The 24324-nt window shown below is 39.2% G+C and carries 21 protein-coding genes and 1 pseudogene; 13 read left to right on the top strand and 9 right to left on the bottom strand.

Features of this window, described 5'->3' with window-relative positions; all coding sequences use genetic code 11:
• Nucleotides 1-72: 72 nt before the first annotated feature.
• The 5 genes and pseudogenes from H0W62_00880 to H0W62_00860 all read right to left on the bottom strand — a co-directional run bounded on the left by H0W62_00880 (nt 73) and on the right by H0W62_00860 (nt 8404).
• Complete coding sequence (locus H0W62_00880) at nt 73-501, bottom strand: SRPBCC domain-containing protein (GenBank protein MBA3647099.1); 429 nt, start codon at nt 499-501, stop codon at nt 73-75.
• A 62-nt stretch (nt 502-563) separates the two neighbouring features.
• On the bottom strand, nt 564-2471 hold the full coding sequence (locus H0W62_00875; protein MBA3647098.1) for a M1 family metallopeptidase: 1908 nt from the start codon (nt 2469-2471) through the stop codon (nt 564-566).
• 159 nt (nt 2472-2630) lie between these two features.
• Nucleotides 2631-4730 (bottom strand): aryl-sulfate sulfotransferase, encoded by a 2100-nt coding sequence (locus H0W62_00870; GenBank protein ID MBA3647097.1) that lies wholly within the window; start codon nt 4728-4730, stop codon nt 2631-2633.
• A gap of 197 nt (nt 4731-4927) precedes the next feature.
• Nucleotides 4928-6966, bottom strand: a pseudogene (locus H0W62_00865) (S9 family peptidase).
• Between the two features lie 37 nt (nt 6967-7003).
• On the bottom strand, nt 7004-8404 hold the full coding sequence (locus H0W62_00860; GenBank protein ID MBA3647096.1) for a phosphoglucomutase/phosphomannomutase family protein: 1401 nt from the start codon (nt 8402-8404) through the stop codon (nt 7004-7006).
• 177 nt (nt 8405-8581) lie between these two features.
• On the opposite strand from H0W62_00860, the gene H0W62_00855 reads away from it, so the two are divergent.
• Nucleotides 8582-9241, top strand: coding sequence for a protein-L-isoaspartate(D-aspartate) O-methyltransferase (locus H0W62_00855; protein MBA3647095.1), 660 nt, complete (start codon nt 8582-8584; stop codon nt 9239-9241).
• A 182-nt stretch (nt 9242-9423) separates the two neighbouring features.
• On the top strand, nt 9424-9594 hold the full coding sequence (locus H0W62_00850) for a hypothetical protein (GenBank protein ID MBA3647094.1): 171 nt from the start codon (nt 9424-9426) through the stop codon (nt 9592-9594).
• A 442-nt stretch (nt 9595-10036) separates the two neighbouring features.
• Here the strand turns inward: H0W62_00850 and H0W62_00845 are convergent, their stop codons facing one another.
• Nucleotides 10037-11215, bottom strand: coding sequence for an acyl-CoA dehydrogenase family protein (locus H0W62_00845; GenBank protein MBA3647093.1), 1179 nt, complete (start codon nt 11213-11215; stop codon nt 10037-10039).
• A gap of 267 nt (nt 11216-11482) precedes the next feature.
• Here H0W62_00845 and folB point away from each other — a divergent pair, with 267 nt between their 5' ends.
• The 7 genes from folB (at nt 11483) to H0W62_00810 (ending at nt 18015) form a co-directional block, all read left to right on the top strand.
• A complete protein-coding gene (folB, locus tag H0W62_00840; GenBank protein ID MBA3647092.1) occupies nt 11483-11839 on the top strand; it encodes a dihydroneopterin aldolase in 357 nt (118 codons plus the stop codon).
• Between the two features lie 45 nt (nt 11840-11884).
• The gene (locus tag H0W62_00835; GenBank protein MBA3647091.1) at nt 11885-13597 is read left to right on the top strand and encodes a M3 family oligoendopeptidase; all 1713 of its coding nucleotides are present in this window, start codon (nt 11885-11887) and stop codon (nt 13595-13597) included.
• 93 nt (nt 13598-13690) lie between these two features.
• A complete protein-coding gene (locus tag H0W62_00830; protein MBA3647090.1) occupies nt 13691-14434 on the top strand; it encodes a DUF1295 domain-containing protein in 744 nt (247 codons plus the stop codon).
• A gap of 42 nt (nt 14435-14476) precedes the next feature.
• Nucleotides 14477-15151, top strand: coding sequence for a response regulator transcription factor (locus tag H0W62_00825; protein MBA3647089.1), 675 nt, complete (start codon nt 14477-14479; stop codon nt 15149-15151).
• Nucleotides 15148-16407, top strand: a complete 1260-nt coding sequence (locus H0W62_00820; GenBank protein ID MBA3647088.1) for a HAMP domain-containing histidine kinase — start codon at nt 15148-15150, stop codon at nt 16405-16407. The genes H0W62_00825 and H0W62_00820 overlap by 4 nt, the downstream gene beginning before the upstream one ends.
• Nucleotides 16408-16677: 270 nt before the next feature.
• Entirely contained in the window at nt 16678-17505 is an 828-nt protein-coding gene (locus H0W62_00815; protein ID MBA3647087.1) for a hypothetical protein, read from the top strand.
• Nucleotides 17506-17562: 57 nt separating this feature from the next.
• A complete protein-coding gene (locus tag H0W62_00810; protein MBA3647086.1) occupies nt 17563-18015 on the top strand; it encodes a PepSY-like domain-containing protein in 453 nt (150 codons plus the stop codon).
• A 58-nt stretch (nt 18016-18073) separates the two neighbouring features.
• Here the strand turns inward: H0W62_00810 and H0W62_00805 are convergent, their stop codons facing one another.
• Both H0W62_00805 and H0W62_00800 read right to left on the bottom strand, forming a co-directional pair.
• Entirely contained in the window at nt 18074-19414 is a 1341-nt protein-coding gene (locus H0W62_00805; protein MBA3647085.1) for a hypothetical protein, read from the bottom strand.
• A gap of 45 nt (nt 19415-19459) precedes the next feature.
• The gene (locus H0W62_00800) at nt 19460-19924 is read right to left on the bottom strand and encodes a hypothetical protein (GenBank protein ID MBA3647084.1); all 465 of its coding nucleotides are present in this window, start codon (nt 19922-19924) and stop codon (nt 19460-19462) included.
• 165 nt (nt 19925-20089) lie between these two features.
• Here H0W62_00800 and H0W62_00795 point away from each other — a divergent pair, with 165 nt between their 5' ends.
• From H0W62_00795 to H0W62_00780, 4 genes are all read left to right on the top strand, one after another.
• Entirely contained in the window at nt 20090-20806 is a 717-nt protein-coding gene (locus tag H0W62_00795) for a hypothetical protein (GenBank protein ID MBA3647083.1), read from the top strand.
• A 140-nt stretch (nt 20807-20946) separates the two neighbouring features.
• Nucleotides 20947-21729 carry a hypothetical protein gene (locus tag H0W62_00790; GenBank protein MBA3647082.1) on the top strand — a complete coding sequence of 261 codons (783 nt, stop codon included), beginning with the start codon at nt 20947-20949 and terminating at the stop codon, nt 21727-21729.
• Between the two features lie 215 nt (nt 21730-21944).
• Nucleotides 21945-22373, top strand: a complete 429-nt coding sequence (locus H0W62_00785) for a PepSY-like domain-containing protein (GenBank protein MBA3647081.1) — start codon at nt 21945-21947, stop codon at nt 22371-22373.
• 179 nt (nt 22374-22552) lie between these two features.
• Complete coding sequence (locus H0W62_00780; GenBank protein ID MBA3647080.1) at nt 22553-23401, top strand: phosphatase PAP2 family protein; 849 nt, start codon at nt 22553-22555, stop codon at nt 23399-23401.
• 89 nt (nt 23402-23490) lie between these two features.
• On the opposite strand, the gene H0W62_00775 is transcribed toward H0W62_00780, so the two are convergent.
• Complete coding sequence (locus tag H0W62_00775; GenBank protein ID MBA3647079.1) at nt 23491-24282, bottom strand: inositol monophosphatase; 792 nt, start codon at nt 24280-24282, stop codon at nt 23491-23493.
• Between the last annotated feature and the right edge of the window lie 42 nt (nt 24283-24324).

The raw sequence follows: 24324 nt of genomic DNA, 5'->3' as shown, positions 1-24324 counted from the left end.
GCTGCATAACCTGAGCGGTATTTAACCGTTATTTAAATTGCGATAGAACGGGCTTTTATTGATTGGGGAAAATCATTTTTCAAGAAGTTTTTTCATTCCGTCCAGCACCATTGTCCAGTTTTCCTGCATGTGCTTTAGCTGATCCTCATTGTCGATATTATCCTGCGAAATAGTAATAAAGGTACCTTCATTTTTCGATTCAATTTCATAGATCACATTTGCATAATTCTCTGGCTTGTCTTCTTTACCACTCATTCCGCTTAAATAAGTGGTATGCAATAATTTTTCCGGGACTATATCAACTATCCTTCCTTTATCTGTATAAGGCTTATCCTTCCATATTCCTGAATAAGTAATGCTGCTTCCCTTCTTCCAGTCAGATGTTGTATCTGTGCCAAAAAGATATTGTTTTATAAGCGCCGGATCGGTTAATGCCTGCCAAACTTTATTGGTGGATGCATTGATAGTTCTGCTTGTTTTTGCAATTAAATTAGTCACCATAGCGTGGATTAAGTTTCAGAATTTTTTAAAGTATCGTTTTATGACTATTGAATAGTACTACTTTATTTATTATTTATTATCCGGTCATTATCCTTTTTATTCGTATCCGGAATAAATGAATTGCCAAGTTTTATCTCTTTTAGTTTGCCTGGTAACTGTTCTTCCACCGTAAATTCTTTTTTACCATCTTGCCATATTGCAGCGGTACTATTAAATTTAACAATCGCATTGTTCTGCAGGATGAACTCTAAATACACTGGTACCGGAATGCTGCCTTTTCGCTCTATCAATACATTCCATTTTTCAGAAGCATTTAAGGAACCTGATTCAATCTTCGATACTTCCTTTATGGTCAGGTCAGGATATCCTGATTCAAAGAACCAGGGCTTAAAAAACCAACTTAAATCCTGTGCCGAAACATCATTGAATGTATTGAAAAAATCATAAGGTACCGGATGTTTTCCATGCCATCGATTAATGTATTCATGTAATGCCCTAAAAAAGATTTCATCTCCGAGCAGGTTTTGAAGTGTCCAATAGAAAATTCCTGGTTTTCCATAAGAATTGGTACTATAGGAAACTTGAGTTTGGAGTTCAGAATTCGTAATCATTGGAACTTCATCATCAGTGCCCGCAATAGTCTCATATTTTTCACGCATAAAAATTCCTTCGTCCTCAGGTTCATTCAGCATTGGAGAAATTATGGACTCTCCTATAGTTGCCCACCCTTCATCCATCCATGCATATTTTGTTTCATTAATACCCATATAGAATGGAAAATAAGAATGGAATATTTCATGTGAGGTCAGCTGAACCATATCCTTACGGGAATCAGTAGAATTATCATTTACCATCATTGGGTATTCCATCTCATCAAGACCGTTAAATATCGTTTCGTGTTGAAAGGGAAAGGGAACAGCGGGATAAGTGTTGCTCATAATGTCTATGCACTTTCTGGAAACGCTTGCCACCTCTTTAAAATCTTTTGAATCTTTGTTATAAGCTGCATCGATAAAGACCCTTCGGCCTGATCTTTTATCTACCACTAAAGAACTACCGTCCCACAAATAATGGTCACTCAATGCAAAGGCAAAGTCAGTTACATCTTTTGCAGAAAATTTCCAGGTAAGTTGCTGGTTTGTTCCGGTAACCGGTCCGTTTTTATAGTCGGCTGCATTTATTATATCTATTTCCCGGTCACTGTGAAGAGCAGCCTGGTATTTATCAAAGATCTTTTTATCAAAAACTTCCCCTGCATTCATCAGTTCGCCCGTACCCCAAACTACAAAACCAGCGGGCATTGAGATTTCGACCTGAAAGTTTCCCCAGTCGTTATAAAATTCCTGCAAACCAATGTAGCTCCAGGTATCCCAGCCATCAATATCATCATAAACAGCTATGCGCGGAAAGGTGTACGCCAAAAAAAAGGAAGATGAATCAACTTCGCCGGTCCGGTTATGGGAACCTTTATTCACCGTATAATGCCATGTAATTTGAACGCTTGCTGTGCTCTCTGGCACTATTTTCTTAACAGGAAAAATGGTCAGGTTAGTGCCGAGTCTTTCCGAGTTTCCCTTCAGGCCCAAATCAAATTCTTCTCCATTTATGGATAACTGTTCTACTGTTACACCCTCATTTTCATCTTTTTCGTCAATGGGATAATTATGGAGCAGGCCTTTTTTATAATAATCAGGATAAAGATGTATTACTATTTTATGGAGTGTATCAGGACTGTTGTTGTGATATACTATGGTTTCTTTTCCGCTAAGTAAAAGTGTTTTGGGATCGAAAGAAATATTGATGTTATAGTCCCCACTATTTTGCCAGTAATTTTCACCAGGTCTGCCATCAGAAGAACGCGTGCCTTTTTCAAATGCTTGCTGAACATTCCGGGGGAAGTACAAATCATTTGATTGAAACTCAATGGGTTTCCAGACGCTTAATAGCATACATAAAAAAACCAATTTCATTTAGTTAATTCAATTTAATATTAAATTAATTTAGAATACTGATGATCAATCCCGGGTTATCAGTAGACGTAAATAATAAGGAAAAAGATTCTCTCACCGAAAATATTCACACAAAAAAAAGGGGCAGCAGGGCCCCTTTTTCTTTGTATCACGTTAAGACTATTCAATAACAAGTTTCTGTGTAAACTTACCTGACGCTGTTCTGATTTCAGCCACATACATCCCCGCAGTTACACCATCAAGATTTACTTTGAGTGCCTGCTCTCCAACGTTCATATCTTTATTAATAAAATAAATTATGCGACCCGTTATATCATAAATTTTTATTTGTACAGGACCATCCTGATCTACATTAAAATGAATCGTAAAAAGTCCTGCAGCCGGGTTAGGATAAATATAAACGTTACTTTCTTTATTTTCTGTAAGAACAACATCTCTGCCGGCTAATGTATTAAAAGTCTTTATGCCCGTATATCCTGATTGTGCAGACGGATTGGTACAGGTTGATCTTACTCTCCATTCGTAGGTGCTTCCGGGGGTAAGTTTTTTAACCGTTTTATTAGGACTGCTAGGGCTCTTTACAATCCAGTTTGTAGCACCCTGAAGCCGGTAGTTTAAAGAATAGCTGGAAGCGTTCGTAGCGGCACCCCATGAAAGCTGAGCCTTTGTAGCTGTAATATTCGTGGCTCTCATAGTACTTGTAGTAGGGCGGGAACAGGGATCCCAGGTAAATTTATGAATGCGGTAAATAGCATCTGTATAAGTATCATCCAGGCGCATTTCCCAAACCACGTTTTGATTTATATCAACTTCCGTTGCGGTAGGAAATTCAGGGACATATATCAGGCCCCAGCTAATTAAGGTGTTGCCATTTGCTAACCGCTGCATACTTCCCATGGCATTACCATAAACAGGTCCTGCAGAAGTATTACGTGAATATTTCCACACAAGAGTAGCTACTTTATTTACTTCATCCAACTGATACTCTTTTGCAAATGATTGTGGCGGACTGTGGTAATTACCATTGTCAAACATGGTAATATGTCCATTAGTGATTCGAATTACATCGTGCTGATGTGAAAATTTTTCCGCATCCGAAACAAAGGTGAACTGATTATTTTTCCCACCCCATCTCCATACAAGTCCTCCGGTAGTATGATTAATCTTGGTTACCTCATCCATTGACCGGCATGAAACAATTATATTTCCATCCGTATCCGGATAAATTGAATTGAGGTGTACATAATCGATAGTACTCGTAGTTAGCGGATCATGTGTATCATCTGTTACCTGGAAGTAGTCCCAGCTTCTCCACTGAAAAATCACATTTTTATTTTTATCCAATTCCTGAACTACGGCCCCGGTCACTATTGCGTCCGGATTATAGGTAGGATTGTAAATAGTCATATCAAATGGTTCCGCATCGTAGCTTTCAAGAAAAGAGTGACCGTTTGAATAAATTAGGAATTCGTGGACATCCGCTTTATAGCCATTCCCCATCTGAAAAGTATCAATAGAGTTATAATTTGAATCCAAAACCTGGAATGCCATTAATGTATCATTATATAACGTGAGGTAGTTATTACCATTGAGTGTAAAATTGTTTCCCTTGATGGTATCCCACTTTCCATATACAGAATCTCCGTTATTTTCTATAATACAGTAATGAGATGTACCTGTTAGGAAAAAACTAAAATTGTGGAAGAAAATCTGACCGGGTGCGGGATTGTTGTTAACCCAGATATCAAAAGGTGGTAAGGCATGATGCCAATCAGCAGGTGAATTAGTGCGTGAAATTACCGGTGGAGCTCCCATTTCTTCTGTATGAATTTGGGCTAAAGCATTTTGAATTCTTGCCTGAGTTTCCGGGTTTCCGGTATCTCCTATTTTAAAAGTGAAAGTAGTGCCTGTAATCGTCAATCCCTGCAGCGTTTTCATGCCACTTTTTACCGTTACGGTTACGGTTTCACCAGGCTTAAAAACCACAATTGGATTAAGGAGCACAGTCTTACTGTCGTCTGCTAAAATAATTTTTACTGCATGGTTCCCGCTCTTAGAACCAACTACAGAAAAAAGGGAAGCCTGCAGAGATGAAGGATCAATTAAGGCGCCATTTCGCAAGATAATCCCTGTCTCAACATGGTGCATCGAAGACCCGGGTTTGGGATTAACATATTGAAATTGAGCCCATATAGAATGGCTGCATAAAAGGAGCGCCACACTTAGAGACATTATTCGGGAGAAATTTTTCAAAGTCATTACAATAATTTTAGTTTGAAAGAAGTTAAAATGAGAACCGAACATGAGTGTTCAGTTAATTTGTGATAAGCGTTTACAGACAATAGAAAAGTAATATAGTTTAATGGTTGAAATCTAAAAATGGAGCATGTTTTTTATACACTGTTGGAAGTCTTAAACAATATTTATTAAAATTAATTCCAGGGAAGTTATATTTTTTACTGTTTTAATGTTTCATCAAGCCACCTGTAGAATTCACGATACCAAAGCAAGCTATTCTGCGGTTGCAATACATAATGAGTTTCATCCGGGAAAACCAGCAGGCGGCTTTTAATACCTTTAAGCTGTGCTGCCTGGAAAGCCTCCAATCCCTGGTTATAAGGAACCCGGTAATCCCTTTCACCCTCTATAATCATAATGGGTGTATTCCATTTGTCAACAGATTTTACAGGATTGGATTCGAGGTAACTTTTTGGCTCCGGGTTTTTCCAGTACGGTCCACCCACATCCCAGTTTGCAAACCACAGCTCTTCTGTAGATCCATACCAGCTCTCCAGATTAAATAATCCACAGTGAGCGATACACGTTTTAAACCGGCCGTTTCCTGCACCTTCCAGCATATAAACGGAATAGCCGCCATAGCTTGCTCCTACTGCCCCAATTCTTGATTTATCTACTGAAGGCCACTTTGAAATTGAATCTACCGCAGATAAATAATCACGGATAGGCTGGCCACCCCAATCTCCGCTGATAGCAGAATTCCATTGTACTCCATATCCCGGCATTCCTCTTCTATTGGGGGCTATTACAATATATCCGTTGGCAGCCATAACCTGAAAATTCCAGCGGAAAGAATAGAATTGTGAAAGTGCGGATTGTGGCCCACCCTGACAGTACAGTAATGCAGGATACCTTTTACCGGCATCATAATCAGGTGGGTAGATGACCCATGTGAGCATTTTTTTATTATCGGAAGTGGTTACCCATACCTTATCTATGCGGCTTGTCTTTATCCCTTCATAAGCTGACTTATTAACCTGTGTAAGAGGAGATATTTCTCCTGACTTTAAATCTATCCTGACTAATTCCGCCGCATGGTTCATATCCTGCTTCGAGGCGACCATAACTGAATTTAATTCTCCTGTAAAATCTGTGATATCATGATCACCTTTGGTAACCTGCCTTATATCTTTTACGGAATTTTTTGTAGCATCCGGCTGTAATGTCGCTTCAAAGATTTGTTCAGTGCCTTCAGTTACAGCAAGGAAATAAATCTTCTTCGCATCATTGCTCCATTGAATGGATCCTACGGTACCGTCCCAGTCTTTTGTTACGTTAATGCGCATTCCTGATAAAAGATTGGCAATTATCAGATCATTCTTATCTGCTTCAAAGCCTTCTTTTGCCATGCTCGTATACGCGATCCAGGTACCTTTTGGCGACATTGCGGGGTTAGTATCATACCCTTTTCCTTCTAAGGTGAGATCTGTTGTTTTACCTGTTGAGAGATTGTAATAATACAGATCGGTGTTGGTGCTCAATGCATATTCTTTACCAGTTTTTTTTTCTTGCATACATAAATGATTCCCTGGCCCAAACCATCCCATATAATATCTTCTGGCCCGCCATCGGGCTTTTGAGGTGAATCATAGGGTTCACCCTGCAGGATATCCTTATCGTCACTGAATTGACCGTCATAATAAGAGGCGTAAAAAATATGACTGTAGCTGCCATCTTCCCACTCATCCCAATGGCGATACATTAAATCATCGGCCTCGTGAGCTTCTGCTTTTGGAAGATCAGAATACCGGTCGTGGTAATTACTAATGACCTTAACCTCTTTGGTATACAAAACATATTTACCGTCAGTGGTAAATTTTACATTATCAATATCTCCTTCCACATTGCTGATCTGTTTAGGTGCACTGCCATCCCAGTTTGATTCCCACCATTGCCCTTTATATATATATCCCATTTTACCAGATGGAGTTACCTGTACACCAGATTCACTTCCCATTGTGGTGGTAATCTGTCTGGCCTCGCCTCCGTTAAGAGATATTGTATAGAGGTTCCGCTCGCTCTTATTAGCAGCCATATCATAATAGGTGACGCCATAGATCACATTATTACCATCAGGGCTCAGGGCTTCACCTGCAACTCTTCCCAGTTTCCACATTAGCTCAGGGGTCATTATGCCTTGTGAAAAGGAAGCATTGTGTATCAGGAATAGAGAAAAATAAAGTAAAGAATTCTTCATAAATAATTTTAAAAAAGGTTAAAAAATAGAATAATCTTTACCCCAGCAATTCTTTCTTTGCTGTTTGTAAAAGCTCTGTCACCTCTTCGCGCGTAGCGGCTTCACCATAAACACGAAGCAAAGGTTCTGTTCCTGAGGCGCGTATCATGATCCATTGATCGTTATCGAAATGATATTTAAAGCCGTCAATGTCTTCTATACGCCGCACCTGGTAACTTCCAAAGGAAGCATATTTATTTTCCCTGCAGTTCTGTATAATCTGCTGCTTAAGTGATTCATCGAGATGAAGATCAAGCCGGTCGAAAGAAAAGCTGCCTACTACGTCGTATACTTCACCGATAATCTGCTTCATGGTTTTACCGGTCTTCGCCATAAATTCCAAAAGGATCAATCCATCCCAGATACCATCGCGCTCCGGGATGTGGCCTTTAACGGCGATGCCTCCCGACTCTTCGCCTCCAACCAATACATCGTCCTGTACCATTTTATCGCTGATGTATTTAAAACCAATCCGGGTAACCTCCACCGGCAGACCATATTTCATGCACATCTTTTTTACCTTATCAGAAACAGAAAATGCAACAACCACTTTACCGGTCATGCCCTTGTATTTATGGAGGTAATGGATCAAAAGGAGGATAATGTGATGGGCATCCACAAAATTGCCGTCTTCATCATACATCCCAATTCGATCTGCATCGCCGTCTGTTGCCCAGCCGCATACGTTATTCGGGCTGTTACGGATCAGTGAGGCCAGTTCGGCCAGGTTGCGGTCCAGCGGTTCAGGCGCAATACCTTTAAAAGAGGGATTGTAATCGCAATGAAGCAATATGGGACTTTTCAGGATTTGGGGAATTACTCTTTGACCTGCACCATACATGGCATCGTAAGCGACCATTACGCTGCTGTTATTTATGGCATCCAGATCAAAACTTTTTCGTACTGCATCTACATACATGGTTTCCAAATCCACGTATTCCAATAATCCATCCGTTTCGTAATCATCTATAGAAACCAAAGGAATATCAACTAAAGCCGGTATCATTGTTTCCACTTCGGAAATTATAGCCGGAGAGCTCGGTCCGCCATGCTCACTTTTCAACTTAAACCCATTATAAGACGGGGGATTATGACTTGCTGTGATCACTACGCCTATTCCAGCCCCAAAAACTTTTGCGCCCATAGAAACCATAGGCGTTGATACAAACCCTTCTGCAAGAAAAGTTTTTATACCGTTCGCACACATAATGCGCGCCACAGCTTTTGCAAACAGATCGCCGCCGAAACGGCAATCGTGACCGATCACTATTTTAGGTTGCTCATAATTTTTTTTTAGCCATAGCGCGGTAGCCTGTGAGACCCGCATCACGTTTTCAACCGTATAGTCGAGGGCAATAATGGCTCTCCATCCGTCTGTTCCGAATTTGATAGGTGTCATAAGGTTGATGGTGGATTATTTTATAAATGATGATGGCGAAGATATACAGATTCAATAATGAGTCATCGGCAATTTAACTGGATTTCATCAGGTTATTCTAAATTAATTAACAGACCGTTACAGTAAATCAGAAGCTCTATATTCCTTATAACTTTGCTTTCTACATCAGAAGAAGTAATGATTAATCAGGCAGATACCTTTCGTCACAAAGGCATGCGAAAAAAATTAATGGAAGTAATAAGGAGTCGTGGCATAAGCGATACAGCAGTACTGCAGGCTATGGAAAATGTACCGCGGCATTTGTTTGCTTTTGATAGTGCTTTTATTGAACGGGCCTATGAGGATAATGCCTTTCCGATTGGCCAGGGACAGACCATCTCTCAACCTTATACGGTAGCATACCAGACACAGCTCCTTAGAGTGCAAAAAGGGGATAAAATTCTTGAAGTGGGAACCGGTTCCGGATACCAAGCTTGCATTCTTTCAGAGATGCAGGCCCGAATTCTTACCATAGAAAGATTGAGGCCCTTATATGAAAGATCAAAAATAATTCTTAAGGCGCTTGGCTATTCTCACATTAAATGTTTTTATGGTGATGGATATGAGGGATTGCCAACCTTTGCTCCATTTGATAAGATCCTTGTTACTGCTGCAGCTCCGTTTGTACCTGAAAAATTGATTCAACAGCTAAATGTTGGCGGTATCCTGGTGATCCCGATCGGGAGCGGAGATATTCAAAGCATGACCAGGCTTATTAAGATTTCTTCCTCTGAAATCAAAGAAGAAGTCTTTGATCAATTCAAATTCGTACCAATGCTGCCTGGTAAAAAGAATTAAATGCAATTGTTAGAATCACAGATTAGAAATTGGTCAGCATAATCTTTATTGAATTTATATAATTAGAAATGTTCTTATTTTTTGCAAGCATCATAAGAAGTTTTAAGAATTCATTTTTAATATTTTAATAATGAAGAAATCTTTCCATGTTTTTACACTATTGGCTTTATCAGCTTCTTTACATGGGCAAACCCCTCAATTATGGGGAAGCCTACAGAACCATGCAACTGGGAGGCGCTTATGGAATAGGTACTATTATCAAAATCAACGGGGATGGCAGGGAGTTTGAAAAAATTTATTCCTTTAGCAGTGGTTCTCCTCTTGCAATTTGTTGCCTGATGATGGTTCCTTAGTATATGGCATCACAGTTTCCGGTGGCCAATATGCTTTAGGGGAATATTTGTGGCAGCCTTATAAAAGCTAAGGATGGTAAGCTATATGGTTTAACCACTAATGGTGAGCACCTACGGAGTGGGAGTTTTATTAAGCTTTAATCTTCTGGTAATATCTGTATAAAACTTCATGAATTTGATACGATTACCGGCTAATATCCTACGTCAAGTGTAATGCAGGCTTCTAATAATAAACTGTATGGAATGGCATCGTCTGCGGGATTGATGGTGGCGGATTGATATTCAGCTATGATATTTCAAACAGCCTCTTCAGTGATGTTCATGACCTCACCTTTTGCAACAGGTTTCATTGCATTTGGAAATCTTGTGCTTATTGTATGGAATAGCATTCGGTGTAGGTGCTACTGGTAATGGAGTAATTTTCAGTTTAAATCTGGGGTAATCACTTAAAGGCATTGAACCCGGTTACATCCATTCCCGTAATTAAAAGATGAATATCATGTGTTCCTTCATAAGTGAGAACAGATTCAAGGTTCATCATATGGCGCATGATCGGATATTCTCCGGTAATTCCCATACCGCCGTGAATCTGACGAGCTTCACGGGCAATATTGACTGCAATCTCAACGCTGTTTCTCTTTGCCATAGAAACCTGCTGAGGGGTAACCCTGTCTTCATTCATTAATACTCCGAGGCGCCAAACCAGCAATTGCGCTTTCGTAATCTCCGTTATCATTTCAGCTAATTTTTTTTGAATCAGCTGAAATCCACCGATGGGCTTTCCAAATTGAATTCTTTCTTTTGAATACCTTAAAGCAGAATCATAGCAATCCATTGCTGCTCCCAGGGCACCCCAGGCAATTCCATATCGCGCCTTAGTAAGGCAGCCCAGAGGGCCCTTTAAACCTTTTACATTAGGAAAAATATTTTCCTTTGGCACCTGTACATTGTCGAAAACCAGCTCACCGGTTGCTGATGCACGGAGTGACCATTTGCCATGCGTTTCAGGAGTAGTATAACCGCGCATGCCCCGCTCTACCACCAATCCCCTGATTTCTCCGCTTTCATCCTTTGCCCATACAACTGCTATGTCGGCAAAGGGTGCATTGCTGATCCACATTTTTGCCCCGTTAAGAACTACATGATCACCCGCATCCTTAAAATTGGAAATCATGTCAGAAGGGTTGGAACCATAATCCGGTTCCGTTAATCCAAAGCAACCCATCCACTCTCCTTTGGCTAGTTTTGGAAGATATTTTTTTTTCTGTTCTTCGCTTCCGTATGCGTAAATGGGAAACATAACCAGCGAACCCTGCACAGATGCCGCAGAACGAATGCCTGAATCGCCACGCTCAATCTCCTGCATCATCAAGCCATACGAGATATAATCCAAACCGGCGCCTCCATATTCAACCGGAATGGTAGGGCCAAAGCAACCAAGTTCCGCCAATCCTTTTATCAGTTGCTTAGGAAACTCGGATCGCTGTGCATATTCCTCAATAATTGGAGAAAGTTGTTTTTTCACCCATAAACGCACACTATCCCGGATTAACTTTTGTTCCTCACTCAATAACTCATCAACTAAAAAATAATCCGGATGCTGGAACTGATCGTCACGCATGTTGTAAAAACTTTAGGGATATATTAATGTATAACAAGGAAGCTAACAAATAGGTATTTGGGTGTGCAAAAGTAGAATGCAATCGTGTGATTCTGAAATTTAACCGCAGAAAGTTTAATTATTAGGTGTATGGATTTAACTATATGTGCAATTGAGAATGAACTATTTGCGGACATCTGACAATTACAATCTTAATACATCCCCTGCTTACATTGCCGAGTAATTAATCCCATAGCAGGATGTAGCTATATTTGATGTTTTATTCTAATGACTCTAATTGCCCTGGAAGGTTTAAGGTTTAATGCTGCTATTGGCCATTATCAGGAAGAGCAGGTACTAAAAAATACAATAATGGTGGATATTTATTTGGAAATTTCAGACAGCACCTTTCATGAAGAAGCATTAGAGAGTACCATCAATTATGAACAAGTGTATTTTTTAGTAAAGGAAATAATGCTGCTAAGAATGGAACTGCTTGAAACAGTTTGCAACCGTATTATTAATACGTTAAATAAAACCTTTCCTGCAATAAATGCATTAAAGGTACGTGTAGGTAAACTACATCCCTCCATCCATGGTATTATTGAAAAAGTCTATGTTCAAAAAGAATGGGTAAGAGAATAGAAATTATTGTACAAAAATGCCCGTGGAACCATCTAATTTTGCCGTATGAATAGTTCTGGTACAAAATTCAGTCAGATCAGCTATGAACGGCCTGATTTAGTGGAGTTAAAGGGAAAAATGGAAACCCTCTTAGCGCGGTTTAACCATTCCGGGGCAGTTGAAGAACAGATAGATATTATTAATCAGATATACGTTCTTAGATCACGTTTCGAAACCATGAGCAATGTTGCAAGCATTCGAAACACCATCGATACTTCAGATTCTTTTTATGAGCAGGAGCAGAACTATTTTGACAACCACCAACCATTATATCTTAACCTGGTAACGGAATTTTATAAAAGCTTACTGAACTCGAAATTTCGGACATTGCTGGAAGAAAAATATGGAAAGCAGCTTTTCCAAATTGCAAACCTGACTACGAAGATTTTCAGCACTTCTATTATTGAAGAACTTCAGAGAGAAAATGAACTTTCGACTGAATATACAAAATTAATTGCGTCCGCTTCTATTGATTTCGACGGAAAAGAATTGAACCTGTCAGGAATGGTTCCCTATAAGGTTTCTACATTCCGGCACATACGAAAAGCTGCACACCACAAGACGGAGGAATTTTTTATTGAACACGCCTCGCAGTTAGATAATATTTTTGATCAGCTTGTCAAGGTTCGGCATACAATAGCATTGAAGCTTGGCTATAAAAATTTTCTGACGGTTGGGTATATGCGAATGTATCGGACAGATTATGATGCGGGCATGGTGGAGCATTTTCGTAACTTAATAGAGAAAAAAATTGTCCCGATAGCAAGCGATCTTAAGGAACGGCAGCGTAAGCGGTTAAATCTGGATAAACTTCTGCATTATGATGAGCCGCTCGATTTTACTACAGGAAATGCAAAACCCAAGGGATCGCCTGATTGGATTATCGGGAATGCAGAAAAAATGTATTCTGAGCTCTCGGACGAGACCGGGGAGTTTTTCCGTTTTATGATGGATAATGAGTTGATGGATCTTGTTAATAAACCTAATAAGGCGGGCGGAGGTTATTGCACTTTCCTTAGCGAAATGCGTGCACCTTTCATCTTCTCCAACTTTAATGGTACCTCACAGGACATCGATGTACTGACGCATGAGGCAGGTCATGCATTCCAAACCTTTTGCAGCCGACATTTAGCACTGGAAGAATATTTTTTTCCTACATCTGAGGCTGCTGAAATCCATTCTATGAGCATGGAGTTTATTACCTGGCCATGGATGAATTTATTTTTCGATGGGCAGACCGATAAATATAAGTTTGCACACTTGAGTCATTCATTGCTCTTTTTACCTTATGGGGTTTCTGTAGATGAATTTCAGCATTTTGTTTACGAGAATCCGGAAGCCACGCCTCTAGAGCGTAATGCTGCCTGGAGGGCAATTGAAAAAAAATATCTGCCTCACCGTGATTACGATGGGAGCAGGTATTTAGAGGGAGGTGGTTTTTGGCATCGCCAGGCACATATCTACAAACATCCTTTTTATTACATCGATTATACCCTTGCTCAGATTTGTGCATACCAATTTTGGAAAAAATCTGAGGAAGACAAGGAAGCTGCAATGAGTGATTATATTCGCTTGTGCAGGGAAGGCGGAAGCAAATCTTTTCTTGAATTGGTTAAAGTTGCAAATTTGAAATCACCATTTGAAGAGGCTACCCTAAATGAAGTGGTAAGTGATGTCAAAAACTGGCTGGAGCAGGTGGACGATGAGCGGCTTAATTAGAGCTTGCAAAGTCGCTGCACATCCTTCAGTTTTCCTTCAGAATCTCAATATATCTTGTCCCTGATCAAAAAGATCAGTTATTAAATTTCCATTTTGAACCTTAGGAATCAATTGAAGTCAGAGGGTGACTGGCTTTTCAGGCACCGTGGTCAGCTTCCTATCCTTCTTTTAATAATTGCTACTCCGTTTATTCTCACCACAAGTTATAATTATAAAAGTGATATAGAACTCACCATTATTGATCTTGTATCTCTGCTATTTACAGTGGCAGGATTTGTAATACGTGCCCAGGTGGTGGCTACCACTCCAAAGGGTACGTCAGGCAGAAATATAGAATGCCAGATTGCGGAACATCTTAATACCTCCGGTATGTACTCCTGTGTAAGGCATCCCCTATATGTTGCTAATTTTTTAGTTTGGTGCGGCCTTATGATTTATTCTGTGAATATTGCGTTAATAGTAATTTCAATCTGCATTTTCTGGATGTACTATGAAAGAATTATGTATGCAGAAGAACAGTTTCTGGAAAAAAAATTCGGAGATCAGTTTATTACCTGGGCAAGCCGTGTACCGGCATTCCTTCCTTCAAGCCATCATTACACAAAACCCGATACAGGATTTTCCTTGAAAACAGTTCTGAGGCGTGAATATTCCGGATGGCTTTCTGCAAGTATCAGCTACCTTTATATAGACAGTCTTATATTCTATAAACGATACGGAAAATTTGGTGCAGATAAGCCTGTACTGATAGCATTTGTTTTAGTTGCTTCCGCAGCGCTGGCATTGAAAGCTATAAAAACCTATACCAGCCTTTTGGTTGAAGAAGACCGGTCTTAAATTTTAAGTGACTTTCATAAACCATTAAAAATTCTTGTGTATATGAAGGTTTTGGTTATTGAAGATGAAAAAGCACTGCTTGAATCCATTGTTCAGTATTTAAGCAAGGAAGGGTTCGTAGTAGCCGCTTCCACCGATTTCTATAGCGGTGATGAAAAAATTAGCCTTCATCAATATGACTGCATTGTTGTGGATATTACATTGCCAGGGGGCAGCGGTTTAAGTCTTATAAAGGACTTCAGGAAAACGAATACAAAAACTGGTATCATCATTATTTCTGCTAAAAATTCACTGGACGATAAAATCTCCGGTTTAGATCTGGGCGCAGATGATTACATAACCAAGCCATTTCATCTTTCTGAATTAAATGCCCGCATTAAATCTCTTATAAGAAGGAGAAATTTTGAAGGAGAAAAAGAAATTACCGCAGGAGAAATAAAAATCTTTCCGGAAAAATTTACCGTTACGGTAAATGAAGACGTGATCACCCTCACTAAGAAGGAGTATGATTTACTGTTGTTTTTTATATCCAATAAGAACCGCGTACTTACAAAAGAAGCGATTGCAGAGCATCTGTGGGGTGACCAGATTGATTCGGTTGACTCATACGATTTTATCTACACTCATTTAAAAAATCTGAGAAAAAAAATACTGGACAGAGAAGGGAAAGACTATATAGAAACTATTTATGGCATCGGCTATAAATTTCACATATGAAGCTGCTTACAAAGATCAACCGTAATTTTTTATTCACCTCAGTTATCCTGTTTGTTTTGTGCAGCTATCTCTTTTATTTTTTACTGAGATATGTTATTTATTGCCAGGTTGATGAAAATGTGACTGATGCAAAAACGAGGATTATCGAATTTGTGCAGCAAAATGGTGAATTACCGGTTGCACAATCATTTGCAGGTAATCGTCTTGAAGTAAGAAAAGTGAAACCGGGAGAAAAAGTTACAGAACAATTAAAAGACACGCTTATCTATGACATTGAAGAACAGGAAAATGTACCCTATCGCCAGCTTTCATTTTTGCTGCCTTTTAAAGATGAACCATATTGCATTTCTGTAAGCCAGTCGCAGTTTGAAGCTGATGATTTAATCACCAGCATCTTAATATATATGCTCATTTTTATTACTACTCTGTTTGCAGTCTTTTATTTTATAAACCGCCTTACAGCAAAAAATATATGGTCTTCTTTTAATGATACCCTCGATAAGCTGAAATCTTTTAATCTGATTAAGGAAACCAGGCCGTCATTCTCACATACAGGTATTAAGGAATTTGAAGAGCTCAACCAGTCCTTAAATACAATGACGAAAAGAATTTACAGTGATTACAGCCGGTTAAAACAATTTACGGAGAATGCTTCTCATGAAATTCAAACACCACTTTCTATTATTCGCGGAAAGATTGAAACACTTATTCAGTCTGATACTATTTCTGAAGATCAAATGCATTCATTACAGCAAATTAATGAGGCAGTCTCACGCCTTTCAAGGTTAAACTTTGTTTTGCTCACCCTCACCAAAATTGAAAACTATCAGTTTACCGGATCCGAACACATTGATCTTACATCTTTATTAGAAAATAAACTAAGTTCTCTGGAGGAGTTAATTCAACAAAGAAAAATTACAGTTACCATGCAGTTTGATAATAAAGCCTGTCTGGATATGAACGCTTCGTTGGCTGATTTGCTATTTGATAATTTACTGAGCAATGCCATCAAGCATAATAATGAAGGCGGCTTTATAACTATTGCTATTCAGCAGAAACAATTTAAAATATGTAATTCAGGATCAGCATTACAAATTTCTCCTGAAAAATTATTTGAACGCTTTGTTAAAAACAATCCGGCTTCAGATTCACTGGGTTTGGGCCTTGCCTTAGTAAAAAAGATTTGCATGAGCTACAATATGGATATAGAATTTATCTCAAATAAAAACATTCATACCATTACCATATCATTTTAAGCATGTTTTTAGTTTTTTAAGTCTGCTTCTTTTTTACAGAAGATCAAATAATACTTTGAAACTTTAGCCATCATATTCTGTGTGGATGACTTCTTGTCAAAAAAAACAGTTTATCTCCCCGAGTATTTCAACAATTTGTATTAGAAAGAGTGGAGACTATACTCCAGATTTTCTCCAGAATTCTAAGCTATTTTTAATTTCTATTTTGGCAGTATACAACTTTTAACGTTGTAAACGGTCTAATCTTCGCACTCTGTTCAGAACACGGCCATGACCACAAGAAATATAATTTTAGGTTTTGCAATCGTAATTCGATTGCTGCCAGGAAAACTACACGCACAAGTTCTGGAAACTGAAGAATCAAAACCCTTACAACCTGGTCAATTTGAAGTGGGAACGGGTTTAGAATTTCAAACTTCTAAAGAAGGAACAGAAACCGCATTACCTCTGGCAATTGAATATGGGCTCTTTAAAAAATTTACATTGTTGGTAGAACCTGTAGGCTTCACAAGTATTCTTCCTAAAACAGGACCGCATTCTAAAGGAATTGGTGATTTGGAGATAACATTGTTTTATCAAATAGTTTCAGAGAAAAGAATTTTACCTTCTATCTCTATCTCAGGGGAAGTGAAAATTCCAACTGCAAAAAACAATTTGATTGGAACTGGAAAAACTGATTACACTCCATTTATAATTTTGAGTAAGACAACCGGGAAATTTTTTACCAGCCTCAATCTTAGTTATACATTTCTAGGAAAGCCTCCTGGAGTTAGTGCAACAGATCTGTTTAACTATGCATTTGGATCCATTTTCACAGCTTCACCAAAGAGCATACTGTTTGCTGAAGTATATGGAAACACTTCTGCCTTTGGCGGCGCCGATATTCCGGAAGGAGTTGGAATAATCCAAAATACAAGTAACTCAGAACTTTCAGGAGGTGAAACGGTGGGTGCAATAGGTTACGGATATTATATAAAAAAAGAACTTCTCCTGTCCTTTGGTGTAAGCTATGATAATAACAATGCAGTTCTCTTTCGACCTGGTATTGAATGGAAGTTCGGAGGCAGGGACAACAGCCTAAAGAGGACTGCTAAATGAAGATTCAGTGAAAAACCAATGATAATTTAATAGTATTTTATAAACCAATTAACTAAAATGAAAAAAGTGATTAATATCCTTTTTGTTACTTGCTTCGCAAGCGCGGTCACTGCACAAACACCAGCTGTGCCCCCGGCAAAGAAACCACTTCTGGCTCCGGCGCCGGTTGAAAAGGCATTTGAGCAAAAATTTCCAAATGCAACCAACCTACACTGGGGGAAAGAAAGTTTAAAAGAGTGGGAAGCAGAATTTGTATTTAAAGGAGAAAATATTTCTGCAAATTTTACTTCTGATGGAAAATGGGTAGAAACAGAAAAAGAAATTAAAGCCAGTGAATTTCCAAAAGCTGTGGCGGAAGCAATTCAGAAACAATATCCCGGTTGGATCATTACCGAAGCAGATATAACCCAGACCGAAAAAAATGGAACTATTTATGAAGCAGCAATAAAAAACGGGAAACTTAAAAAAGGAGTGGCATTCAAGGAAGACGGCATACCTGTAAAAGAATAAAAATATCAGCTGAAGCTATGGCTGATTATCTCGCACGAAAAAGTAGGTAACCTTGAATCTATTTCTGACCGAGGAGATTGAGGTTTAAAATATTAGCTATCTCCGGATCAATGATGATACCGCTTTCGTAACGCGGGTTCACAATGTTATTATAGATGGCTCCAAAAGTATAGCTGATACCAACTGTTAAACCATAGCTGTAATTGGTTTGCAGTTCCCGGTGCTGCAAAACAATTTCTTCAGGTGATAACCCTACATTGCTGATGTCGCGTTGATTCCTGATATAGGAATAGTTGCCAAGCAGATTCAGAAATAAACCCTGCGCAAGGCGAACTTCTATCGCTCCAACTATATCGAGACGAAATTGATCAGGATGGTTTACGTATTCCTTGGCAGTGAAATCAAATATGAAATTGCCCCACCGCTCTACTCTCGTATATGTTGCGTCAAAAATGTGGTTGAGGAGAAACTCACCTGTTTTGTTGTAAATGGTAGTATCATTATAAAGAGTATAGAACGGTTGAAGCCGGTAACGAAAGGTGAGCAGGTGATTCACTGATTGATTATAGGGGAACAGATCGTACTCTCCTCCAACTGCAGCTTGAAACTGCGAGCTGATATTGCTGAAACTGGAAGAGTAATATCCGGCTTCAGCACCAAGGGACCAATGATCATTCACGCTTTTCACCACAAGAGAATTCAATAGCTTGATAAGTTCCGTGCTTTTGTAAGTCAGCGTATCGGTTTTGAAGCTATTGTAATCGATAATTGCATCACCGGTGAAACGAATTTTCCAGTCGTCAGTAACACGTGCCGCACTTACCACTGCATCTCCGGCAATGCCGGTCCCACTTGCATCCACAGCAATGTCGGGGTTGACTTCGAGCGTAAAAATCCAATAGTTCCACTTGTCAAATGATTTCTGTGCACGCTGTTGCATATCTGTATATTCAAAGCCAAAATATTTTCCCTGACCATTCAATGCGAAGTAGGGCATCAACCCCATCATGATCACGTTGGTAAGTTCATCGCGCGTTTGTCGCTTGGTATTCTCCAACGCGGCTGTATAAGAGAGCGTGTCATTCTTCCCGTCGAATCTTTCTCTGCCAAGAAAAAACAATGAGTAGCGCTGTCCGCCTGAAGCTGTAGGTTGAAGTGAAATCACAACCTGCACTTGAGAAAGTTTTGGATCGCGCACGTAATCAGCGTACCACATTTTTACTTTCACATAATCCTGCCAGTCGGGAATTCCATCAATAAAAATTTTGAGATAGCTGGAATGTAAAGTTGAATCAGTGTTGATTGAGTGTGAAGTGGAGTCAGTGCCACTTGTTTGCGCGAATGATTTTGTAGCTGAAATTATGAGAATGCTTAGCAACAACGTTTGCATTTTTTTCATTGGCTTAGTTGATAGTTTGGAAGTTCACTATTCAGCATTTATATCTTAGTCTGCTATTTCCTCCTTCATAAACTTGCCGTTGCGATCAAAGGTGATGTCCCAGAATTTTCCTTCCTTTCCTATTTGGGCCACATAATTAAGATCGTAGTTAGCACTTACAATTTTTGACGCGCTGGTCAATTTAAAAGCGCTGTAATTTTTAAAAATGTAGTCCCGTGCCTGCTGCGGCAATGATTCAATACCAATTTCTGATTCTGTTTCCTGCACCCTCCCGTATACATCATAATCCACTGTCATATCAACTCCGTTTTTATTGAACACTACTTCAAAAAAGCCATCACCATAATCCCATACAGGATTTTTCATTCCGGGATATGCTTTCTGAAATGAATCAAGAACAACGGGCGCCACAGCAACAGGACCTTTTAACTCTACCTCATTATCTTCTGATTGAGACCAGGCTACTATCGGTAGCAACAATATCAATACAAAGATTTTCAAGGTGTTCATCGGCTCATTTGTTCAGGGGCTTTTTGACTAATAGTTTAAAGGTTATCCGGAATTCTGAAGAAATCTTGAAGTAAAAAAAAATATTCAGCAGATAGAGCAGACAGGATTTCTTTAGAATGAGATTTCAAATTTACCCCCATCATTTAACAGCTAAAATTTTAAACTATGAAAGCAACCATGAAAATCTTCTTTACATGCCTGTTGAATTTTGCTGCAATAGTCACAACCTTGGCGCAACAGCCGGATAAGGACAATCCGAAACCGTTCACCACAACGCTGCAGCAGGATCAATGCACATTTGTTTCATCGGGAAGAAATACTTACAGCATTCTGGAGCCGGGATATCAAATGGTGTATCAGGGAATGGATGGTAAAGACAAAGTGGACCTCATTATTACCGTAACCAACCAAACAAGAAGGGTCGGGAGCGTAGAAACAAGAATTGTAACAGAAGATGAATCAGTGAACGGGAGCTTAATTGAAAAATCAAGAAACTTCTTTGCGTTCTGCAAAGAGACCGGAAGCATCTATTACTTCGGTGAAGAAGTGGACATTTACAAAGATGGAAAGATCACTGATCACGAAGGACAGTGGATTGCAGGGGAACAAAACAAAGCAGGGCTGGAAATGCCTGGCTTACCTCTACTCGGTTCACGATTTTTCCAGGAAATTGCTCCTGAAGTGGCAATGGATAGAAAAGAAGTTATCAGCATAGGTGAGTCGTATGAAGTGCCAGCAGGAAATTTTAAAAGCTGTTTGCGCATTCAGGAAACAACACCACTCGAACCTGGAGAAATAGAGTATAAGGTATATGCTCCGGAAATTGGCTTGTTGCAGGATGAAAATGCAAAACTGGTTAGATATGGTTTTGTGAAGTTATAATAGTGCAATTTTTCACTTAAGAATCGGCTACAGGATTTCTTCATAATCTCATCTAAAATTTGCAACAGTAGTCTCATTTATAAAATGATAAAGAGAGAAGGATAATTAATAATAATTTAACTAAAGCAAAATTAATCAACATGCAAAACTTTAAAACCCTGGCTATCGTGGTTTTCCTTACAGCCATCATGGCATCATGTCAAAAAAATAGTTTAATTCCAGGAAGTGATTCAACGAATGCTGTATCAGAAACCGCTGCCCGAACCTTAGCTCCGGGTTTTTCAGGCTACCCGGAGTTCTGGATTGATCCTAAGAACTTTGTTGTCGGAATTAATAACCAATATTTTCCGCTAACACCAGGTGATACTTTTTTTTATCAAAACGTAGTAGATGACACCGTTGTTGAAGACATCTATGTAACAACGACGCATGATGTAAAGGTTGTTGAGGGAATTAGCTGTGAAGTAATACATGATGTGGTTACCACAAAAGGGACGCTTACTGAAGACACCTACGACTATTATGCACAAGATATAAACGGTGACGTGTGGTATTTTGGAGAAGACACTAAAAGCCTTCAGGAAGATGGAACCTTTAGTACAGCAGGCTCATTTACTGCTGGTGTTGATGGCGCAAAAGCAGGTGTTACTATGTTGAGTAATCCTTCTGCCAATATCGGACAGACCTACCGGCAGGAATGGCTTCCTGGCCAGGCCGAAGATCAGGCAAAAGTGATAAGCACTAATGAAACGGTAACAATTGGCCTTGGTACATACAATAACTGCCTCCATACTCAGGAGATCACTATGCTGGAAAAGGGAGTAGTTGAAAACAAATGGTATGCTCCCGGTATCGGACAAATATTGACTACTGTAACTCAAGGCGGGAATGAGCGCGAAGAATTGATTGGGACAAATAAGTAGTAATTTTTTCCTGACTTTTTTAGTTTGTTGTGGTCTGTACCTCTGGTAAGCCGGGGTGAATACTATCAGTGAAGTTATTTGATTCTTCGTTCTTAAAAGAGGTACAGAACTTTTGAAAAGTGCTTTTGCATTGCCTTAATTTTGTTAAGATATTTCTGCAATACAAAATTCCTTCAGAATTATATTTGAATTTTACACACTAAAAAATTTACATTATGAGAATGATTTTATCGCTTTTAATTGTTGCAGGCTTCGCTGGTTGTGCCGATGCACAAAAAATAAAAGAAAGTCAGGTTCCGGCTACAGTTGTTTCAAATCTTCATAAAATGTATCCAAACCTGAAAGATTATGTTTGGTTCAACGAAGACGGAAACTACGAAGCAGAATACAAGATTAATAAAATGGAAGCAGCAGTTACATATGACGCAAATGGAACTTTGATGGAAACAGAAAGGGAGATTGCTGTTAAAGAGTTACCTGCGGCAGTTGCCTCCTATATCTCAGCCAATTATTCCGGAACAGAAATTAAAGAAGCGTCAGAAATTACCGATGCGAATGGCATGAAAAGCTATGAGGCAGAAGTTAAGGGAAAAGATATTGTCTTCGATTCTAACGGTAACTTTTTGAAAGAAGAAAAGGATTAATTCATGTCATATTCTCTTACCCTGCAGGTCGAATTGACTCGTAATTGACCATTTTCAATTATTAACAAATAAAAGAAATTAAGCTGCGACAGATACTGCAGTTTCTCTGAACTTTTTAGTTATAGTTAATTGCTTAGCGCTAAATTGCATCATCTATTATTCAATAAATTAAAAACTCATTGTACAAAATTTTCTTTGGATGGATAGTCTGTTTTGAGCTGCTTGGTTTCCATCTTTCCTTTGCACAACAAGTTTCGGTTCCGGTAATTATTCGAAACACTAAGGTTTCTATTCCGAATCTGTATCGAATGCATTTAGCCTCTGATGGAGGAGTAATTGCAGGTTCTTTTGCCCTTATTATTGTTGGGCAAGTTCTAAATGGAAATAAAGCAAAACTTATTGTTTCGGATTTAAACAATCAATCGGTAATAGATCATATTCCATCTTTCGATAAAAGTGCCATTCATCAGCATGATAAAAGTTTTTTGGTAGCCAGTGATGTATTACTGTACACGTCAATGTCATTGCCTCTCATTTCATTTATAGATAAGCGGGTCAGTGGTCATGCTCCTACCATTCTGGCTATGTATTTTGAAACACTTTCAATTGGAGCCGGTCTTTACTCAATAACATCCGGTGCAATTAATCGCCGTCGTCCCCTAACGTTTAATGATTCTGTTCCGAATTCAGTTCGCCTTGGCAACCGGCAGCAAAATTCCTTTTTTAGTGGCCATACTACCATTGCTGCCACAGCCTGTTTTTTTGGCGCAAGGATTTTTACTGATTTCCGGCCTTATTCAAAGTTAACCCCTTATGTATGGACTGCTGCTGCAGTAGTACCGGCCTTTGTGGCGTTCTCACGTTATAAAGCAGGGGAACATTTTCCCAGTGATGTAGTTGCAGGTTATGTAGTAGGTGCCACAGTAGGTTACCTGGTTCCTGCCCTTCATAAAGTAAGTGATGAGCGACTTGTCTTATCTCCGATTCTGGGAAAAGAAAGTGGTATTTCTATGGTGTATAATTTCTGAATACATCAGGGGCTGCCACTACAGGAATTGCAATTCTTCAGAATAAAAATATTTATAGGATAAGGCGATGCCTGAGTATTGCAGCTATTTTAGGAAGGAGGAAAAGTCACTTCTTTTTTAAATGCCTCGTACAGTTTTTGGTTTGTTGCAATGATTTCTTTTCCAAAAATATAATTTGATCCCCCACTAAAATCTGTTACCATTCCTCCGGCTTCCCTCACAATTAGAGCCCCTCCCGCCACATCCCAGGCGTTTAGATTGTATTCAAAAAACGCATCAAAACGACCACATGCAACATAACAGAGATCGATTGCTGCGGATCCAATACGCCGGACTCCACGGCTGTTGCTAAACAAAGATTTGAGAGTTAAAAAATAGCGGTCCATTTCGGCAAATCCTTCATACGGAAAACCGGTTGCTGTAAGCGCATTACGAAGAAGGTTGGTCTCCGTGACTGCTATTTTATTTCCGTTTAGAAACGCCCCTCCATTTCTCCAGGCGTAGAAGCATTCATCCAGATTAATTTCATATACTACACCTATCAGCAAATCATTATTTTGCTGCAAGGCAATGCTTACGCAAAATACTGGTACACCATGAATGAAATTAGTTGTACCATCGAGAGGATCTATGATCCACCGCAGTGATTCGCTTCCGGTTACTATTGTTTTCTCTTCCGTAATAAAATCTGCATCAGGTAAAATCGGTCTTAATCCATTCACAATTATTTTTTCTGCTTCCAGATCAACATAAGAAACCAGGTTGCGATCGCCTTTTTCTACAATATTGCTTCGCTTAAACTTTTTTTTCTCTGCAGCAATAAATTTACCTGCCGTAAGGGCAACCTCAATTGCTTTTTTGCAAATCGCTTCCAGGTTCATAAAGGAGTGAAAGAAATGGAAAATTTATTTGTTACCGATAAT

Source organism: Chitinophagales bacterium (assembly GCA_013816805.1).
Classification (GTDB): domain Bacteria; phylum Bacteroidota; class Bacteroidia; order Chitinophagales; family UBA10324; genus MGR-bin340.
This window is presented reverse-complemented; position numbering and strand designations above follow the sequence as displayed.